The sequence below is a fragment of the Flavobacterium sp. B330r genome (assembly GCF_056824325.1).
The window spans coordinates 5,274,474-5,291,712 of the sequence record NZ_CP124860.1; the positions used below are offsets into that span (position 1 = coordinate 5,274,474).

At 33.5% G+C, this 17,239-nt stretch carries 19 protein-coding genes; 6 read left to right on the forward strand and 13 right to left on the reverse strand.

The window, feature by feature from the left end:
- Positions 1 to 13: 13 nt before the first annotated feature.
- Together QLQ95_RS23160 and QLQ95_RS23165 are read left to right on the forward strand one after the other, a co-directional pair.
- Complete coding sequence (locus tag QLQ95_RS23160) at positions 14 to 307, forward strand: DUF3861 domain-containing protein (protein ID WP_095930719.1); 294 nt, start codon at positions 14 to 16, stop codon at positions 305 to 307.
- A gap of 346 nt (positions 308 to 653) precedes the next feature.
- Positions 654 to 1,883, forward strand: coding sequence for a PQQ-dependent sugar dehydrogenase (locus QLQ95_RS23165; protein WP_095930720.1), 1,230 nt, complete (start codon positions 654 to 656; stop codon positions 1,881 to 1,883).
- A 145-nt stretch (positions 1,884 to 2,028) separates the two neighbouring features.
- On the opposite strand, the gene QLQ95_RS23170 is transcribed toward QLQ95_RS23165, so the two are convergent.
- From QLQ95_RS23170 to QLQ95_RS23205, 8 genes are all read right to left on the reverse strand, one after another.
- A complete protein-coding gene (locus tag QLQ95_RS23170; protein WP_095930721.1) occupies positions 2,029 to 2,643 on the reverse strand; it encodes a thioredoxin family protein in 615 nt (204 codons plus the stop codon).
- Positions 2,644 to 2,649: 6 nt separating this feature from the next.
- Positions 2,650 to 3,129, reverse strand: coding sequence for a TlpA disulfide reductase family protein (locus QLQ95_RS23175; RefSeq protein ID WP_095930722.1), 480 nt, complete (start codon positions 3,127 to 3,129; stop codon positions 2,650 to 2,652).
- 135 nt (positions 3,130 to 3,264) lie between these two features.
- Complete coding sequence (locus QLQ95_RS23180) at positions 3,265 to 3,906, reverse strand: Imm19 family immunity protein (protein WP_095930723.1); 642 nt, start codon at positions 3,904 to 3,906, stop codon at positions 3,265 to 3,267.
- Positions 3,907 to 3,908: 2 nt separating this feature from the next.
- Complete coding sequence (locus QLQ95_RS23185) at positions 3,909 to 4,226, reverse strand: aminoacyl-tRNA hydrolase (RefSeq protein ID WP_095930824.1); 318 nt, start codon at positions 4,224 to 4,226, stop codon at positions 3,909 to 3,911.
- Positions 4,227 to 4,321: 95 nt separating this feature from the next.
- A complete protein-coding gene (locus QLQ95_RS23190; protein WP_482501908.1) occupies positions 4,322 to 4,942 on the reverse strand; it encodes a DUF6138 family protein in 621 nt (206 codons plus the stop codon).
- Positions 4,842 to 5,672: a DUF6138 family protein gene (locus QLQ95_RS23195; protein WP_482501909.1), complete on the reverse strand. Its 831-nt coding sequence runs from the start codon at positions 5,670 to 5,672 to the stop codon at positions 4,842 to 4,844. The genes QLQ95_RS23190 and QLQ95_RS23195 overlap by 101 nt, the downstream gene beginning before the upstream one ends.
- Positions 5,673 to 5,691: 19 nt before the next feature.
- Positions 5,692 to 6,357 carry an SMI1/KNR4 family protein gene (locus tag QLQ95_RS23200; protein WP_095930725.1) on the reverse strand — a complete coding sequence of 222 codons (666 nt, stop codon included), beginning with the start codon at positions 6,355 to 6,357 and terminating at the stop codon, positions 5,692 to 5,694.
- Between the two features lie 2 nt (positions 6,358 to 6,359).
- A complete protein-coding gene (locus QLQ95_RS23205; RefSeq protein ID WP_095930726.1) occupies positions 6,360 to 7,061 on the reverse strand; it encodes a hypothetical protein in 702 nt (233 codons plus the stop codon).
- A gap of 282 nt (positions 7,062 to 7,343) precedes the next feature.
- On the opposite strand from QLQ95_RS23205, the gene QLQ95_RS23210 reads away from it, so the two are divergent.
- On the forward strand, positions 7,344 to 8,261 hold the full coding sequence (locus tag QLQ95_RS23210) for a DsbA family protein (RefSeq protein WP_482501910.1): 918 nt from the start codon (positions 7,344 to 7,346) through the stop codon (positions 8,259 to 8,261).
- A gap of 261 nt (positions 8,262 to 8,522) precedes the next feature.
- Here the strand turns inward: QLQ95_RS23210 and tnpA are convergent, their stop codons facing one another.
- Positions 8,523 to 8,984, reverse strand: coding sequence for an IS200/IS605 family transposase (tnpA, locus tag QLQ95_RS23215; protein ID WP_482501911.1), 462 nt, complete (start codon positions 8,982 to 8,984; stop codon positions 8,523 to 8,525).
- 325 nt (positions 8,985 to 9,309) lie between these two features.
- Positions 9,310 to 9,783 (reverse strand): CinA family protein, encoded by a 474-nt coding sequence (locus QLQ95_RS23220; RefSeq protein WP_320493777.1) that lies wholly within the window; start codon positions 9,781 to 9,783, stop codon positions 9,310 to 9,312.
- Between the two features lie 349 nt (positions 9,784 to 10,132).
- On the opposite strand from QLQ95_RS23220, the gene QLQ95_RS23225 reads away from it, so the two are divergent.
- From QLQ95_RS23225 to QLQ95_RS23235, 3 genes are read left to right on the forward strand one after another with little or no spacing between them, the layout of a single operon-like run.
- The gene (locus tag QLQ95_RS23225) at positions 10,133 to 10,618 is read left to right on the forward strand and encodes a hypothetical protein (protein ID WP_482501912.1); all 486 of its coding nucleotides are present in this window, start codon (positions 10,133 to 10,135) and stop codon (positions 10,616 to 10,618) included.
- Between the two features lie 34 nt (positions 10,619 to 10,652).
- A complete protein-coding gene (locus tag QLQ95_RS23230; protein ID WP_320493775.1) occupies positions 10,653 to 11,051 on the forward strand; it encodes a hypothetical protein in 399 nt (132 codons plus the stop codon).
- Positions 11,052 to 11,088: 37 nt separating this feature from the next.
- Entirely contained in the window at positions 11,089 to 11,361 is a 273-nt protein-coding gene (locus QLQ95_RS23235) for a hypothetical protein (protein WP_095930731.1), read from the forward strand.
- Positions 11,362 to 11,437: 76 nt separating this feature from the next.
- Here QLQ95_RS23235 and QLQ95_RS23240 read toward each other — a convergent pair whose 3' ends face one another.
- From QLQ95_RS23240 to QLQ95_RS23250, 3 genes are all read right to left on the reverse strand, one after another.
- Positions 11,438 to 11,806 (reverse strand): SpoIIAA family protein, encoded by a 369-nt coding sequence (locus QLQ95_RS23240; RefSeq protein ID WP_095930732.1) that lies wholly within the window; start codon positions 11,804 to 11,806, stop codon positions 11,438 to 11,440.
- 327 nt (positions 11,807 to 12,133) lie between these two features.
- On the reverse strand, positions 12,134 to 13,903 hold the full coding sequence (locus QLQ95_RS23245; protein WP_482501913.1) for a RagB/SusD family nutrient uptake outer membrane protein: 1,770 nt from the start codon (positions 13,901 to 13,903) through the stop codon (positions 12,134 to 12,136).
- A 5-nt stretch (positions 13,904 to 13,908) separates the two neighbouring features.
- On the reverse strand, positions 13,909 to 17,190 hold the full coding sequence (locus tag QLQ95_RS23250; protein WP_482501914.1) for a SusC/RagA family TonB-linked outer membrane protein: 3,282 nt from the start codon (positions 17,188 to 17,190) through the stop codon (positions 13,909 to 13,911).
- Between the last annotated feature and the right edge of the window lie 49 nt (positions 17,191 to 17,239).

Below are 17,239 nucleotides of genomic sequence, written 5' to 3' on the forward strand. Positions count from 1 at the left end.
AATTACAAATATCATGGAAAAAAGATCAAACAAATATTATCTTACTTTAAGCCTTAAGGAATATTCAAATGGTGAGACCGAACCAGCAAAAGAACTCGGAATCGAATTTGATAATCACGACGAAATCTTCGGAATTATCGAAAGAATAAAATCTAAGAACATTTTCGCAAACGAATCTGAAGCAGTTCAATTTGCTTTAGGGTTAAAATTATTTAGCGAAATCAAATTAAAAAACCGCAAAAATCCTCTTTTTGAAGAATTAAATGAAGTTTTTCCGGTCTTCATGAAAAAATTAAAGAGTCTTTAAAATTCTCTTTAAAAATAAGACTTCAGCCCTATTTTTATTGAAGTTTTGAATGTTAAATTTCTGCTAAGAAAAAAACAATACAATTCGTACTGGCAATATTTTGTCACAATTTTCCGTTCCAATTAGGCATGTCCCACTAAATGCTTTTTCCAAAAGAAGTTTAATTTCTGTTTTTGAAATTCTTCTGCTTCATATAAAATGGCATAAGCATTTAGGCATTCTTAATTGAAAATAGAACCGAGAATTTCGTTCGAAACTGACCATTTCAAATTAACGAATCTCTACCTCTTTTTCGAAATGTTCGATAATGCAAAAATTATTTTTTAACCATTAAAATGAAAGCATTATGATAATTCAAAAAAGTATTTTCCTTCTGGCCACCATTCTTGTTTTTGGCAGCTGTTCGAATAATGACAATACTGATCCAGGCACCGACCCAGGACCAACTGGCCCACCTGTAGAAACGGGTACAGCCAACACTACTTATCAGCCCGCATTTTCTGGACAAACACGAGCAGGAAGTATTCAAACTACCACAGAATATGAAGCTAAAATAATCACCAGCGGTTTAAGCGCTCCTTGGGGAGTTGCGTATCTTCCTGACGGACGTCTTTTGGTAACCGAAAAAGCAGGAAAAATTAAAATTGTAACCCAAGCAGGAGTTATTGGTGAGGCATTAACAGGTGTTCCTGCTGTAAATCCTGCAGATCAAGGCGGATTATTAGGTATTTGCCTAGATCCAGCATATGCCACTAACCGAATGATTTATTGGGCTTTTTCTGAAGTTGTTGCTGGGGGAAATATTACCGCTGTCGCGAAAGGAAAAATATCTGATAATGAAACTGCAATTGAAAACGTAACAGTTATTTATCGTTCGAATACGCCAAACGCAAGCACGCTGCATTACGGAAGCCGCATTGTATTTGACAAAACTGGAAATTTATTTGTAAGTATTGGAGAAAGATCTGTTTTACAAACTCGTCCGTTGGCGCAAGCTGTAACGAGCAGTTTGGGTAAAATTGTACGCATTACAACAAGCGGACAAGCAGCACCAGGAAATCCATCTTTTACACAAACGGGGGCTTTGCCAGAACTTTATACTATTGGTCATAGAAATCCGCAGGGCTTGGCTGTTCATCCAACAACGGGTGACTTATGGCAAAGTGAACACGGCCCAAGAGGTGGTGATGAAATTAACCGAATTACAGCTGGAGCAAATTACGGCTGGCCAACAATTACTTACGGAATTGAATATAGTGGTACGAAAATTGGAGAAGGTATTACACAACAAACTGGAATGGAGCAACCGGTCTATTATTGGGATCCTGTAGTGTCACCAAGTGGTATGACTTTCTACGCCGGAAACCGTATTCCAGAATGGCAAAATAACCTTTTTATTGGTTCATTGAGCGGCATGCATATTATACGTTTAGCTTTTAAAGACAATAAAGTAGCGGGTGAAGAAAGAATATTAGCAGGACAAGGTCAAAGATTTAGAGATATTACGCAAGGAAAAGATGAAGCATTATACGCCGTTACCGATCAAGGAAGACTTTACAAAATTGATAAAAAATAGAAAGTAAACTTGTTCACCATACATGCCAAAAAAACGCCCCATATTTGGGGCGTTTGTATTTTATGTTTTTTTTTGTTTCAGGTTTCAAGTTTCAGGTTTCAGGTTAAACGCAACGGAATAAAACATGAAACTTGAAACAAAACAATTAAGCTTTTGCTTTTCTTTTTACTGTACAGCCAATTTCTTTAGTTTGTGTAATTGCTGGTTTTTGACCGCTTTTAAGTGATGCAATTACATCTTCTGCATATTTTATTTTCTGCGGATTATTTCCTTCTGGATCATTGTCGATTGCTCCAACATATTCTACCACATTTCCTTTTGAAGTTTTAGAAACGATAAAGATGTGAGGCGTACGTTTTGCACCATATTCATCAGTGATTTTTTGTCCTGGATCAAATAAATATGGGAAAGAATATTTTTTCTCTTTGGCCAAATCCTGCATTTTTGCAAAAGTATCTGCATTAGAAGCCTCGGGATCATTTGGATTGATTGCAATTACAGGATATCCTTGAGATTTGAATTTTTTATCTAAATCAATAATTCTCTGCTCATATCCAATAGCATAGGGACAAGTGTTACACGTAAAAACAACAATATATCCTTTTGCATCTTTAAAAGATCCAAAAGAAACGTCTTTGTTGTCCACATTTTTCAGTTTGAAATCTGGAGCTGCATCGCCCGCTTTAAGTGTTACAGCATTTTGTGCATGAGATAGAAAAGCAGAAAATGCTAATGCTAGTAATAAGATTATTTTTTTCATAATGGTTTACAGTTTTTTATATTCAGTTAATAATTGTTCGTAGGTAAATTCGCTTTCAACAAATTTTCTTTTATCATTTTTAATAAAAAGCGTAGCTGGAATACTTCCAGACCAGCTCGGATCAATTCTATCAATAAACTCTTGTGGATTACTTTCGTTTAAAAGAAAGACTTCATTCTTTAAATTTTTCCTTTTCACAAACGGAATTACATTCGATTGCAATTTGGATTTAAAATCTAAGCTTACCAATAAAACAGCTACTTTCTCTGATTTATGTTCTGCTCCCAATTTCTCGAAATGTGGCAATTCTTTTATACATGGTGCGCACCAAGTTGCCCAAAAATTGACTACATAAGTGCTGTCTTTTCCGTTTTTAATTCTTTCGTTGAGCTGATTTATATTTAAAAGCTTTACGTTCTGATTGTATCCTTTTACGGAAAAAAGCAGAAACAGAAGAAAAGAAATTTTTAAAAGTTTATTTTTCATAGACCTTTTGATCTTAAATTTAATTTGTTTCTTACAAATATAAACTAATGCTTAATTAGATTTTGTTAATGAAAATTTAATGTACTTTTTAAGATTCTAAGATGCTGAGATACTAAGGCGCTAAGTTTAAAGGTATTATTTTAGAATTTTGTTCAGCTCTATTACATCTTCCTGATAACGCGGGTATGCTGTCACATTCCTCACGCTATGATTTTGATTATTTGTCAAACCAATTTCTTCTATTTCTTCAAATGGAGATTGCATAATTAATCCGTTTAGGAGGCAATCTGCAATATAATTGGAATGTGCATCAAACTTCGGAATTGCATTTAAATGTTTTACCATTATTGGTTTTAAAACAGCTTTTTCATTTTCTTTTATTCCTGTCATTGGAAGAAAAAGAAGAAACAAATTAGGATATTTTTCAAAAGCCAATAATTCATCCAAAGTAAAAAACCAAGCTTCAAAATGTCCTCCTAAATTTCCTATGTAAATATCATTCAGAAAAAAATTGATTTCATATTCGGCAAACTCAACTGCAAAATTTAAATTATCATTTATTCTGCCTGCAACATGTCTTGGATTTTCTTCTATATCATCATAATTAAAAAATATACTTTCCCATTCATAAGCTTCTGTTTCATTAATTTCTACAACTTCTAGAGCTTCATCAATATTTACTTCTTCTTTCTCATCAAAACCTCGTGACCAGCAGAAATAATACTTCCAGAAAAAGGTATTATGGCTGAGTTCTTCGATTTGTATTGTTGTATTCATAATTACAAATTATCTTGAGGTGTCCACATTCTAAAAAATTTAAATATTTTAGAGTATTCTTCCCGTGGTACAAATGCTATACAAACTTCTCGGTTATCTAATGCCGACTCGGTTAAAATAATATGGTCCGGTTCTTTTCCTGCATTTATAAATTCTGTTTCAGAAACCACGCAGACCACTTTTTTAAATATTCCGTTTACCCATTTCTGCATATTTTCGTTTTGCTCAAATTTTCTAAAACAAGCCAAAGATGCGTGGGCAGTTATTACCGGAACCAATTTGTCTGGAACGTCCTGTTTTACTAAAATGTACATTTTCATATTAATCTTATTTCCTTTTTGAGTATTATATCTATACTGCAAATATTTCTAACTACTTTTTCGTTTGATCTCAGGTTATAAACTACTGAAATTATTTAAAACAACTTTTCAAATAGTATTTTTTGTTCGTCTGATAATTGTCTGGCAATTTTAGCAAAATCTTTACTTTGCCCAAAAATCGTATACATAATGCTTTCCCAACAATAATCTGCCATTTCCTGAGGATTATCTCCACTATTTGAATATTCATTTAAATCTTCTTCAGTAAAATAATACGAAATGAAATTCTCCTTGCTATCCAACAATAATTTCAAGCTATTCTCATTTGAAAAATGAGAAATGAAAGTCTTATTATGCGGATGTTCCTGCATGGATAAAACAGCATTGATAAAGACTTTTATAGATTTTTCGGTTATGCCGAACTTCTCCAAAAATACAGGCGTAAATTTGACCTGAAGAGACTGATGTTCGCCATCTACTGTTTTATAATACTCAATTAGCGTATCAAAATATTTTTCTTTTTGTAATCCTAAAGCAAAAACAGCAAAAGTCGATGGCATCGCACAATTCTCGTCTTCAAGATTGTTGTACCATTCGTATTCTTTTTTAGCCAGATTAATATATTCTAAAATATCCTTGTGAAGGTTCGAATATTGAACAGCTCCTGCAAAGAGATAGTTCTGTCCGCATTTTGGAAGTCCTTTTATTGGAAGCAACTCTTTGTTTTTTAGATGAAAATGCGATTTCATAGCTTTTAGGAAAATCGGTCTTCAGAAGATTATTTACAAAGTGTAATGCTTTTCTATAGCTTTTTTCTGTTTCTGTAATCAGTTTTATATTTATTGTTGCAAAAACATCATTGGCTTTAGCTGTTAGATCACTGTCTTTATGTGCACTCAATTCTTTTGGAAGTTTTCCTGTTCCGTTTTGCTTTAGTTGAGCTACTTCGTCAGACCCCAATTCTGTTACAACATTAAAATACTCATTTGCAGTAACTGTGGCATAACTTGGACCGTATTTAATATGAGAAACAGCAATATAGCATATAAAACTTAAAAGTTCTTTTTGCTCTTCCGTCAATATGGGTTCTGGAATCTCTTCTGTTGTTTTGGGTATAAAAATCTTGTATTTGCCTTTTTTTACTCTTTCAAAACTATTAAAAACCAATTCGTCTGCTTGCAATCCTAATGTATAACGGTAACTATCAAATCCAGTAAGTTTTCTAAGTTTTTCGACAAATGAAATATAAAATTCTTTTGAGAAAGGTCTGGTCTGGAAAAAATATTCAATTATGGATGATAATAGAAATTTTTCACCCGAATCTAATACATAAGGATTTGGATACGATTTATCAATTGTAACTGTATTGTTATCAATCGCTTCAATGAATTTTTCTAAAAGCGCTTCGTTGCCATCTATTTTTACTAAATAGTTTAATTCTCTCATTATATTTTATTCGTTTTTCTTATAATTTCTTTAAATCCGTTTCGATTCGTTTTTTCGAAAGCAGAAAAGTTTTTAAATCCATTTTTCCTTTTGATTTATTGTCTTCTAGTTCCTTTAATTCAAGGCGGAGTTCTCTGTATCGAATCTCATTTTCTGATAGTTCTTTTTCAGGATAAAGCACATCCAGCTCATCTTCTACATTTGTGTTTTTATTCAAGATTTCTTCTAGCGAGTTTCCTAAAAACACCCAACAGTCATCATCATATCCAAGATTTCCAGCAGGAATGAGAATTATCGGGAAACCCTCGTTTTCTCTGAGATCATAAGCATAAAACTTCCCTCCACCATTAAAAGCTATTGGAAGAAATGCCGGCGCCCAAATTGGAAATCCGTAATTTATATACATCTGGCGAATTTCTTCTAACGAAAAAAAGCCAAATTCACGTTCGCCATTTATAATTCCACCACCGTTTGAATACTGCAAAAGTTCGATATATTCTTTCGGAAGCCTTAGCTGTTGAGGAATAGGGAAATATTTTGGATCTCTACCATTTGGATACAAACTCTCGATATCAGGAAAATTGTCAAACTCATCTTTTGAAAATAATTTGGTAAAGAAATCTTCTGAAACTGATTCTGTTAAAGCCGATTGTTTATCGAAAAAAGTAAATTTACTGAACCACATATTTATTCTGTTTCATCATCTTCATAAGCATCTTCATCATCATACGAAAGATATGACCAATCGATATCAATATTCTCCAGAATGGCATCAAACCGTTCTTGATTGCTTGATCCAATAAAAGCTCCCGTACAATTTTTTTCTTGATCGAATGACAAACTGATTACAGCATAAAAATCATCTGTATATACCTTTTGGTTTTCTCTACTGATTTCAGGAACAAGTGCATAATTTTCTTCAATCAACTTTACAATTTCCAAATCAATTTCTCCAAAATGATTTCCATTAAATTGAAGTCCGCCCAATGTACCGTTGAAAACTGCCATTAGTAGAAAAAAGTTCTCCGTTATTTCAGTTTCAATTTCCCAGTCTGATTTTTCGATTGTATCGTAATTGCCGTAAACTGGAGGATTCTCCTCTGATAAATCTTCCTTTTTAATTCCCCAAAAAGCTACATTTTGATTTTCTTCGTAAAAAACCAGAAAATTATCATCTGAAAATCCGATTTCATTTTCAGGTTTCAAAAGTCTGTTAAAACTGTAATTAAGATTTTCTTCTTTCCCTAATTTCAAATAGTATTCTTTGAGTTGTGAGGGAAGTTTAATCTCTAATGTTTTCTCAAGATCGAGGATTTGATTTTCTGAAAATCCGTAGTTTTCATTTTCAGACAAATTGAAGAGGCGTTTAATTTTTTGAATGTAATTCATTTTGGCTGTAGATTTAATCAAATGTGAAAATACACAAAAACAGTGTAAGATTGCAACTACTTAATACTAGAAGTTTATTTTTTTTAGAAGAATAGACAATTCGTAAAAATTGTTTTTTTTCTAGTCACTTTTTTTTGACTAATTGACTGGCGATGATATTCGGCTGAACTTTGCAGTAAGTTAAAAAACTCGGGAGTCATTTTAAAAATTTCTATGAAAATACTGTCGCTACTATTAATCTTGATTTGCAGTGCCAGCTGCCAGTCACAAACAAATTCAAAAATGAGTGAAGACAAAACAAATCCGCTACTGTGTGATCCTGTTAGCGGAATGTGCGAGATGCCTGTTGGCGAAAAATCGAATGAAAAAACGGCTATTCCAACGGAAAATAAACCTGTAAAAATTATTTATTATACCGATCCTATTTGTTCTTCTTGCTGGGGAATTGAACCTCAGCTTAGAAAATTAAAACTTGAATATGGCGATTATTTTGAAATTGATTACCGAATGGGCGGCTTATTACCCGATTGGAGTTATAACAGTGGCGGAATAAGCAAACCTTCTGACGTTGCGCATCATTGGGATGAAGCGAGTTTATATTACGAAATGCCTATTGACGGAAATGTTTGGATTGAAGACCCGTTAGATTCTTCTTATCCTTCTTGCATTGCTATGAAAGCGGCTCAAATGCAGAGTAAAACAAAAGCGGTTTCTTTTATGCGTATTCTTCGCGAAAAGCTTTATCTCGATAAAAAGAACATCGCCAAATGGAAAAACATAGCAGAAGCAGCAAAAATTGCCGGTTTGGATGTTAAAAAACTAAAAACCGATTATGATGGAGATGCCAAAAAGCTTTTTCAAGAAGATTTAAATTTAGCCAAAACGCTTGGAGTACGAGGTTTCCCAACCTTATTTTTAGCCGATGCTGATAATAACCAATTAACGGTTTACGGTTCTAAACCTTATGCTGCCTATGAAAATGCTTTATTAGCATTATTTCCCGATGCAAAAAAGAAAACCATTAAAAATGAAACTCCACTAGATTTGTTTGAAATTTTCCCAACATTAGCTCCAAAAGAGTATGCTGTAATTTTGGATAAATCGACTTCTGAAGCTAGTTCTATTTTAGAGAAATTATATCAGCAAGATTTGTTGGATAAAAAGACAATTAAAAATGGTTCGTTATATATTAAAAAATAAATAAAAGAATATTGAAATCATGTTCCATCGGAACATTTGGTTGGTAGAAAAAAAAATAAATAGATGGTTCGTTTCGTCCCGTAGGGACGTTTGATTGATTATCATTTTAAATTAATCTCAATTTATCAAACGTTCCTACGGAACGTAAAAAATGAATGATTGTTAATTTTCTACCGATGAAATGTTCCGATGGAACATATGGGTCGTAATATATACAAACATGCGCGTTTTGGGTCACCTCATCTGAACGTTCGTTTGACGTTATAAAATTGGTTCTTTAAAAATGTATTGATTATCAAATTCTACTTCAAAAGCTATCAGCTGTTTCTGGTATTCTTCTAAAAACGTTTCTTTTTTATGATGCTGTTCTTGATTTTGAATGTACCGAATGACATTCGGCACATGGCTTCTTGAATATGAAAAAGCGCCATAACCTTCTTGCCATGAAAAATCAGAAGCCAATTTTTCATCTTTAATCCATTTGCTAGTTTCTGTTTTTATATTTTGGACTAATGCAGAAATAGATTGTGTAGGACGCATCCCAATAAAAATATGTATATGATCTGGCATGCTATTAATACATAACATTTTATGATTATTGGCTTGAATTATACCCGTAATATATTGATGTAATTTGTCTTTCCAATCTTTTGCAATTAATGCTTTTCTGTATTTTACTGCAAATACAAATTGTATATGCAATTGTGTGTATGTGTTTGCCATAACCTACCAAACGTTCCTACGGAACGAAAAAAATAATCCATCATTAAAAGTTCTACCGATGAGATGTTCCTAGCGGAACATTTTTTCTCTTAGTGATATAAATTTTAAACATTCTATTTTTTCGGATAGCTACTAAAAGTCATATGAGTGTTAGTTTAAGACTAAAAAATGTTCCGTAAGGAACATTCTTCGAATCTTATAAATCAAGAAATTTTAAAAATTTCAATCCATTATCATAAAAAAAATGTTCCGCTAGGAACATCTCATCGGTAGAAAAAAAAATGTTTAAGTAGTTGTCGTCCCGTAGGGACGTTTGATTGGTTTATTAAATTTCCCTCAAAATCAAATCGGCTACAACATCTATTGCCTGATTAATAATCTCTTCTGGATTTCCTTTAAACTCAAAACGTTTGGCAATTTGTATTTCGCCAAAAATGATATGGATAAAAATAGTTCCAACAGGTTTAGACTCGCTTTCGCTTCCGCCAGGTGTAGTTAATCCCGTTAAACCCACACAGATATCCGAATTAATGTAACGGTAAAAGTTCTGAGCCATTAACTTGGTAACTTCTGCAGATTCGGCACTATATTGTTCAATTGTTCCCCACGGAATATGAAGCAAATCTTCTTTCATAGACGAATGATAACAAACCATTCCTCCTATAAGAATTCTTCCGGAATTAAAAACTGTGGAAAATTCATAACACATTTTTCCTGCCGAAGCGCTTTCTGCAAATGCTATTGTTAAATTCTTTTCTATTAAAGCCTTACAACATGCTGTTACCTTATCTGATGCCATATTGATTTAAATTTAATTGCACATTAATCTCATTTCAAATGTAGATTGTTTAAACACAAGTGCCTTACATAATTTCTTACAACATTTATAATATAAATAACTGTTAATTATGCAACTATAATGTTTTTTTCTATAAGGTTTTTGATCTATTTACAGGGTAATTTTGTAAATACAGCTTTTCTTAGTGACTTTATAAAAGTACAAGCCAGAAAAAATTAAAAGCCGAAAATAGGTTATTTAAAGAAAAGCTACAGACACGGATTACAGTGAAAACTGTAAAAGATTTAGGAAGGTCTTCATCGTGAAGATTCAATATTGGAAATAAATAACAAATCAAAAAAACACTATTATGGAAAAGCAACATAACCATGATTATGGTCAATTTGATCCTGATTATATCGAACAAAACACACTTGTAGATGGTTCTTATTCTAATGAAGATGAATTTAAACAAGTTCTGAAACATGATGAACGAGAATTTGGCGAAAGCGATCCCGATCATTACGAACAAAATACGCTAGTTGATAATGATAATTATGCACGAGATGAAGATCCGTATCAATATCAGGAAGAGTTTATTGAAGATCCTACGCATCTAAAAGGCGATTTTGAACCCAATACTACTATTCGTTCAGAAAACATTCCGAATCAGGAAAGAATCATCAATGAAGATGATGCCATTACAAACGACGGCACAGAAGATGACCTAAACGATGACTATGATCCGGATTTAGATTACGAAAAAGATCGTGAAAAAGAGGAAGATTTGGATAAGGATGAAGAATTGGATGATTTTGACGCAGAACATTATCCTGAAAACCATCCTAGAGAATAGCAAAAATTATCGTAAATTGTAAAAGCATTAATTTATGTCTATAGCAGTTCAAATTGTCTGGCTTTTTGTATTAGCAATTCCGATTGCCTGCATCAGCTGGACTGTCACACATGAAGAGATTTTTAGAGAACCGCATGAATGGTGTGTCAGACATTCTAAAAATGACAAATTTATACTGTCAAGAAAGTTTTTCTATCTCCTCACCTGTGAATATTGCTTTAGCCATTATGTTACAATTGCCTTTCTGATTATTTGCGATTATAAACTTTTGTTAAATGATTGGAGAGGATATATTTTGGCAGGGTTTTCTCTAGTTTTTATGGCAAATGTTTATATGAGTCTTTTTGCTCTATTGCGCCAAGCTATAAAAAAAGAAAAGGTCGAAATTGAGAAAATTGAGAGTGAAACTGACACTGAAAACAGTAAAAATTAAAAATAACAAATAAGTATAATTAAAATTAATTGGCATTATGGAGAATTTGAATTTTATAGACCCATTATTACACGGAATTAAACCTGAAAGTAAACCGTTAAATCTGTCAGTAAAACAAATGGTTTGTGCTGGTGTCGGTGCTCTTCTTGCAGCGGCAGTTTTAAAACAAACGGGGCATAAAAAAGTAGGTGCTGTTGTAGGCGGTCTTGCGTTACCAATTTTAGCATCGGCTTGTTATAAAAAATACAGTCAAGTATCTAAAGAAAAAATTGATGCGCAGGCAAGCAGCGGTATCGAATACAATCATTAAACGTTTAAATAAACTATCATAAAAAAGAGCGCTTATTACTTTATAAGCGCTCTTTTTTATTTTTTGGGAAGATAGATTAAGAAATATTTCCTTCAACCCAATTTAATGCTTTATTAAAATCAGCCTTTTTATAACCACGAAACTCCCCTGGAACAATATAGCTAAATCCGTTTGTAAAGGAGATAATTTCTTCTGTATCGGTAACAATTGCAGCTCTATTCCATTTTCCTAAATGCTTAAGTCCTAAAAGTCCATCTTCTAGCCATGCGCCGGGTGTAAAATTTTTAATGTCTGTATCTAAGACCAATAAAAAATTAATTTCATTGACTTGTTTTACCAAATGCTCAACCGCTGGAGTTACTGTAGTCAAAAAATCTTCTTTTGTTACTTCTGCCAATGCTCTAAAGGCAACAATATTATCTGTCGTGTCAATTTGATGTATCATGATTTTTATTCATTTTGAGTTATTTAATACTGTTCATTTTTAAACATTTTAAGAATGTTCAACACATACTCAAATATACTCATTATCAATCAGATAACACTTACATTTAACTATTCGTTTATTATATTTTTTTAAGATGCTAAGGTTCTGAGATACTAAGATGCTAAGATTTATATACTTTATGTTCGATGCACTGCAGTGCATCTCTAGATTTAAAAAAAACTTAGCATCTTAGTATCTCAGAACCTTAGCGTCTTTAAAAGAAAAAGCCTGCTTTTTTAAAACAGGCTTTTTGAAAAAAAATAAAAAATAAACTAACACACAAACTTAATTGTATCCTTGATTTTGTTGGAATTCCTTAGTTACATCGATAGTGGACTGCGGAATTGGGAAAACTCTTCTGTATGGCTCTGAAGCTGGTTTTGCTGTTCCTGGAAGATCAAATTTCCCGAAACGGATCATTTGTGGCCTTCTGTATAATTCCCAGTATAATTCGAAACCAATTTCGTTATATAAAACAGTCTGATCGATTGCAGTCAAAGCTTTTCCTGGTGTGCTTCCGTAGAGAGATTCTCTTTTTCTGCTTGTACGCAATTTATTTAAATCATCCATTGCCTGACCCGTATTTCCTTTTCTGAAATAAGCTTCGGCTCTCATGGTATAAATTCCTCCTAAACGGAACAAAGGAATATCAACATTACTGTTTCCGTTTCCTCCTTCTGGATCAAATTCATATTTAAAAATACGAGCTCCCTGATTGATTTCGTTCTGAGCAAAAACTGCCTGTGCAGGATTTTTGAAAGTCAAAGAAGGCGTAAAATCCATTCTTGTAGTTGTGCTTTTTTCCATGTATAACGGAGAAACTTTAATGCGTCCGTTAACCATTTCCAAAGAACCAGATGACAATAAGATTGGTCCGTATTGCGGTCCAAATTCAATTCCTCTATTAAAGTGGAACCAAGGTAAATTAGCACTTTTAGGAACAATATCTGTTGCTGGAACGCTTACATCTGTTCCGTCGTTTTTAAACCAAGTTCCGTCAGAATATTGGTATTTCTGTTGAAATCTCGGATCGTCATGATTTCCATCCCATGTGGCAAAAAACTCAGGAGTTGTACAAGCCGCATTTGTTCCTCTATTGGCTGCAGATGTTCTCTGGTTACGCTCCATACATACATAAGCAAAACTGTTAGAACCGTTTCTGATGTAATCTATCTTTTGAGAAATAGCAAAAATCAACTCTTTTCCTTTATCATTGTCTCTTGCGAAGTTTTTGAAATAATCACTTTCTAAAGAATACTTTCCTGAATCAATCAATAGTGAAGTATAATAAATTACACGATCCATATCTGTTCCTGTACCCGTTGCGGCAGCTTCAGTAAAATTAAAACTTGAAGACGCATTAAAACGATCTTTAAAAACCGCACGATTCAAATACATAGTTGCTAAGAATCCATAAGCTGCTTCTCTTGTAAATCTTCCGTGATGCGTTTGCTGTGTTCCCATTTCTGCTAAATCTGGCAGAAGAGCTTCAACGTCTTTTATCAATTGATCGATTTGCGTATCGGCTTTTAAAATCTGTAAAGGCGCATTTGGGTTCATCGGATCTCTGTAAGGCGCTTGTCCGTATAAATCTAATGTGGTGTACAAATAATACGCTAAAAGTCCTTTCGCTTCCGCTAAAAACAATTTCTTCTCCGGAATTGAACTTTCTTCGACTGATTGAATTGCAGTTAACGAACGTGTAATTCCGTTTGTCAATTTGTTCCAATTATCCACTACAACAGCATTATCAGATTTCCATGTAAACTCATGCATATCTCTCCATTTTCCGCCATCTCCCCAGTCACTTCCTCGAGTTGGCAAAATTGCTTCGTCTGTCGTGTATTCCTGCAAAGAAAAAATTCCTCCATGATCTACGAACGTTCCGTCTCCTAAACGGTCGTAAGCAGCCGCAAGAGCTCCAGCAGGGTTTGAAGCATCTTCTCCTAAAACCTCATCTAAAACAACTTCGTCAAGGTTAGTACAGCTTGCAAAAAGCCATATAAAAGAAAATATTGCTAATGTTTTTATATTAAAAATTGTATTTGTCTTCATAATAATTATAGTTTTAAAGTTGCTCCAAAACTGAATGTTCTAGAAGTTGGATAACTTGCATAATCGATACCAATAGATTGATTTCCTCCGTTTGATTTCGGACTGTTAATTAACGGATCGTAACCTGTATAGTTTGTAATCGTAATTAAGTTCTGACCTGTTATGTAAAGCGTTAATCCGTTGATCCAGTTTAATCCTTTCAAGTCAAAATTGTAACCAATACGAGCTGTATTTAATCTAATAAAATCTGATTTTTCTAAGAAAAGAGTTGACAAGATTGGTGAGTTTGCAGCATTTGCTCCAGACTCATAATAACCTGTTGCCACGTTACGGTCTGATGCTAAATTGTTTATGTTTAATGCATTTAAACCTGTATTATTTAATAAATAACCACCTGTTTGCCCGATGATAGAGAAAGAAAACGTAAAGCTTTTATATCTCATATCACTATTAAATCCGTAGTAGAAAGTTGGAAGTGCTCCTTCAATAATGACTCTATCACTATTATCAATTACACCGTCTCCGTTCTGATCTTTAAAGATATTTCCTCCATTTGCATCAAAACCAATGTGTTCCAACAAATAGAATGATCCAGCTGCATATCCGCTTTTATAAATATTTGCATTTACTCCAGATTGTCCAGGTCCTGAGATTGTTCCCGTTAAGATTTCTGAAACTGGAAGATCTTCAATTTTATTATTCAATGTTGCGCCGTTCATGTCAATGTTCCAAGAAAAATTCTTAGTATCAACTATTTTTGAACCCAACATAAACTCGATTCCTTTATTGATAATTTTACCGTCAATATTGGTCCAGATAGTAGTGGTTGGACTCAAAGCTTGAGAAGGAACATTCAGAATCGCATCAGTAGTGGTTTTATTGAAATAATCTAATGTTCCGTACAATTTGTCATTCCATAAATTGAAATCTAAACCTACGTTAAATTGCGTCACAACCTCCCATTTCAAATCAGGATTTGGTGTTCTATTTACAGAAACTCCGTTTACTAGATTTAAATCGTCATATAAATAATATCCATCAGCTCCAGACAATGAATAACTTGCCTGCGTAATTTTATTTTCAACCTCTTGGTTTCCTGTCTGTCCCCAACTCGCTCTAAGTTTTAAGTTGTTTAAAGTAGAAGATTCTTTTAAGAAACTTTCGTTAGCAATATTCCATCCTAAAGCAAATGATGGGAAATAACCGTATTTGTTGTTTTTACCAAAACGAGTGGATCCGTCACCTCTCATAGAAGCTGTTAAAAGATATCTGTTATCAAAACCATAATTTAATCTTCCAAAATAAGACTGCAATTCATTTTCCTGCGCATAACCTGTTGTTCCAGATTGAGTACCTTTAAAACCTGGATTTATTGAAGGAGGAACACCTTCACCTTGGTTTGAAATTCCGTCGATACTGAAACTTGTTCCCGATCTTTCAAATTTCTGATATGAAAAACCTCCTAAAGCTTCAATTTTATGCTTATCCAAATTTAAATTGTACGTCAGATAATGCTCTACCAAAGAGTTTTTAGAATCTAAATTATTCTGAACATATTTCCCTTTCGGATTCAAATCTGTTAAGTTTGGAAAAATAGTAGTATTTCTCTCTGACATCGAACGATCGATACCAAGGTTCAATTTATACTCTAATCCGTTCACGATTCTAAAAGAAGTTTCAAAGTTTCCTAAAACTCTCAAAGTACGAGTCTGATCGGTATAAATGCTTAACAAATACGCTGGGTTGTAATGCGCATTCATATTAAAATTGGTATAATTTCCATTTGCATCAAAAACCGATCTGGTTGGGTTTGCCATTAAGGTATGTACCAGCAATTGTCCGTTAGAACCTCCGTCATCACTTGTAGGAACACCATCGTCTTTGGTTTCACTAGCCGTAAGATTAAATTTTAATTTTAAACGTTTATTGTCTAGAAATGACTCAGCAGCATTAATTCTTCCCGTCAAACGCTTAAAATTGCTATTTCTAATAATACCTTCTTGATCTAATTGTGATACAGAAGCATAGTAATTTCCTGATTCTGTCTGTTTAGAAAATGCTAGCGAATTGCTTTTTGTAATAGCTTCTCTAAAAATAACATCTTGCCAATCTGTATTACCGCCATGGTCAAAAGCTTTATCTTTAATTGCATTTCTGTATTGTCCTGCACTCAAAACATCCAATTTGTTTGCTACAGTAGAAATTCCTAAAGACGAATCAAAAGTTAGAGTTCCATCTCCTTTTGCTCCTTTTTTAGTCGTTACCAAAACAACTCCGTTAGACCCTCTTGCTCCATAAATTGCAGAAGCAGATGCATCTTTCAAAACTGTAATCGATTCGATATCACTATTATTCAAAAAGTTTAAAGGGTTTTTAGCTTGCGAACTACCAAAACCAACATTCGTTCCAGATGGGCTCACATCGTCATTAGACAATGGAATTCCGTCAACAACAAACAAAGGCGTACTTCCGCTTCTAATAGATCCAACACCTCTAATGGTTACGTTTACTCCTGCTCCTGGCTCACCGCTTGTACTAACCACACGAACACCCGCAACTTTTCCTTGAATTAAATTATCTGGCGAAATGCTTACTCCTTGTTTAAAGTTAGCCGCTTCCAATTGCGTAACTGCTCCCGTAACGTCTTTTTTAGATTGTTTTCCGTAACCAACAACCAAAACTTCATTTAATTCTGCAGTAGCTGGCTCTAACTGAATTGTCATAAAACCGCTCTGTGCAGGAACCGTTTTAGATTTATATCCTACATACGAAATATCGATTGTTTTTCCTTCTCCTACAGTAAGTTCAAAAACACCGTCAAAATCCGTCACTGTTGAGTTTGAAGTGCTCGTTTCTATTACAGATGCACCAGGAATAGGCAATTTATTTTCGTCAACGACTTTTCCTTTTATTTTAATTCTCTCAATAGCTTTGGTATTTACTGCTTTTGGCTTAGCTGTTTTTTGAATTAAAATTAATTTACCATTAATGTTATAATTGAAATTGGCTTTTTTAGAAAGATCATTCAAAATAGCAGTAATAGACTCTGTATTATAATTTACTGTATAAGCTGTATTATCAGCAATTATGGCTTGTCCGTAACTGAATTTGTAATCGGTCTGCTGTGTTAATTTTGAAAAAATAGAGACAAGAGTCGCTTTTTCTATTTTATTTGCTATTTTTGACTCTTTTAATAAAGTTTTACTATAACCGCTCTGAAAGGCAAGTAAAGCTAGAACTAAAAAGACAAAACTCTTTAGATTTAAATAAGAAGGTTTAAAATACATGATTTAAGTAATTGTTTTTACGATGCTTAATTTATTAATGGCAGTTGTT

Bases quoted from the DNA above. Each gene is read 5' to 3' on its own strand.
- QLQ95_RS23160 (WP_095930719.1), top strand. From the start codon at position 14: ATGGAAAAAAGATCAAACAAATATTATCTTACTTTAAGCCTTAAGGAA.
- QLQ95_RS23165 (WP_095930720.1), top strand. From the start codon at position 654: ATGATAATTCAAAAAAGTATTTTCCTTCTGGCCACCATTCTTGTTTTT.
- QLQ95_RS23170 (WP_095930721.1), bottom strand. From the start codon at position 2,643: ATGAAAAAAATAATCTTATTACTAGCATTAGCATTTTCTGCTTTTCTA.
- QLQ95_RS23175 (WP_095930722.1), bottom strand. From the start codon at position 3,129: ATGAAAAATAAACTTTTAAAAATTTCTTTTCTTCTGTTTCTGCTTTTT.
- QLQ95_RS23180 (WP_095930723.1), bottom strand. From the start codon at position 3,906: ATGAATACAACAATACAAATCGAAGAACTCAGCCATAATACCTTTTTC.
- QLQ95_RS23185 (WP_095930824.1), bottom strand. From the start codon at position 4,226: ATGAAAATGTACATTTTAGTAAAACAGGACGTTCCAGACAAATTGGTT.
- QLQ95_RS23195 (WP_482501909.1), bottom strand. From the start codon at position 5,672: ATGAGAGAATTAAACTATTTAGTAAAAATAGATGGCAACGAAGCGCTT.
- QLQ95_RS23200 (WP_095930725.1), bottom strand. From the start codon at position 6,357: ATGTGGTTCAGTAAATTTACTTTTTTCGATAAACAATCGGCTTTAACA.
- QLQ95_RS23205 (WP_095930726.1), bottom strand. From the start codon at position 7,061: ATGAATTACATTCAAAAAATTAAACGCCTCTTCAATTTGTCTGAAAAT.
- QLQ95_RS23210 (WP_482501910.1), top strand. From the start codon at position 7,344: ATGAGTGAAGACAAAACAAATCCGCTACTGTGTGATCCTGTTAGCGGA.
- tnpA (WP_482501911.1), bottom strand. From the start codon at position 8,984: ATGGCAAACACATACACACAATTGCATATACAATTTGTATTTGCAGTA.
- QLQ95_RS23220 (WP_320493777.1), bottom strand. From the start codon at position 9,783: ATGGCATCAGATAAGGTAACAGCATGTTGTAAGGCTTTAATAGAAAAG.
- QLQ95_RS23225 (WP_482501912.1), top strand. From the start codon at position 10,133: ATGGAAAAGCAACATAACCATGATTATGGTCAATTTGATCCTGATTAT.
- QLQ95_RS23230 (WP_320493775.1), top strand. From the start codon at position 10,653: ATGTCTATAGCAGTTCAAATTGTCTGGCTTTTTGTATTAGCAATTCCG.
- QLQ95_RS23235 (WP_095930731.1), top strand. From the start codon at position 11,089: ATGGAGAATTTGAATTTTATAGACCCATTATTACACGGAATTAAACCT.
- QLQ95_RS23240 (WP_095930732.1), bottom strand. From the start codon at position 11,806: ATGATACATCAAATTGACACGACAGATAATATTGTTGCCTTTAGAGCA.
- QLQ95_RS23245 (WP_482501913.1), bottom strand. From the start codon at position 13,903: ATGAAGACAAATACAATTTTTAATATAAAAACATTAGCAATATTTTCT.
- QLQ95_RS23250 (WP_482501914.1), bottom strand. From the start codon at position 17,190: ATGTATTTTAAACCTTCTTATTTAAATCTAAAGAGTTTTGTCTTTTTA.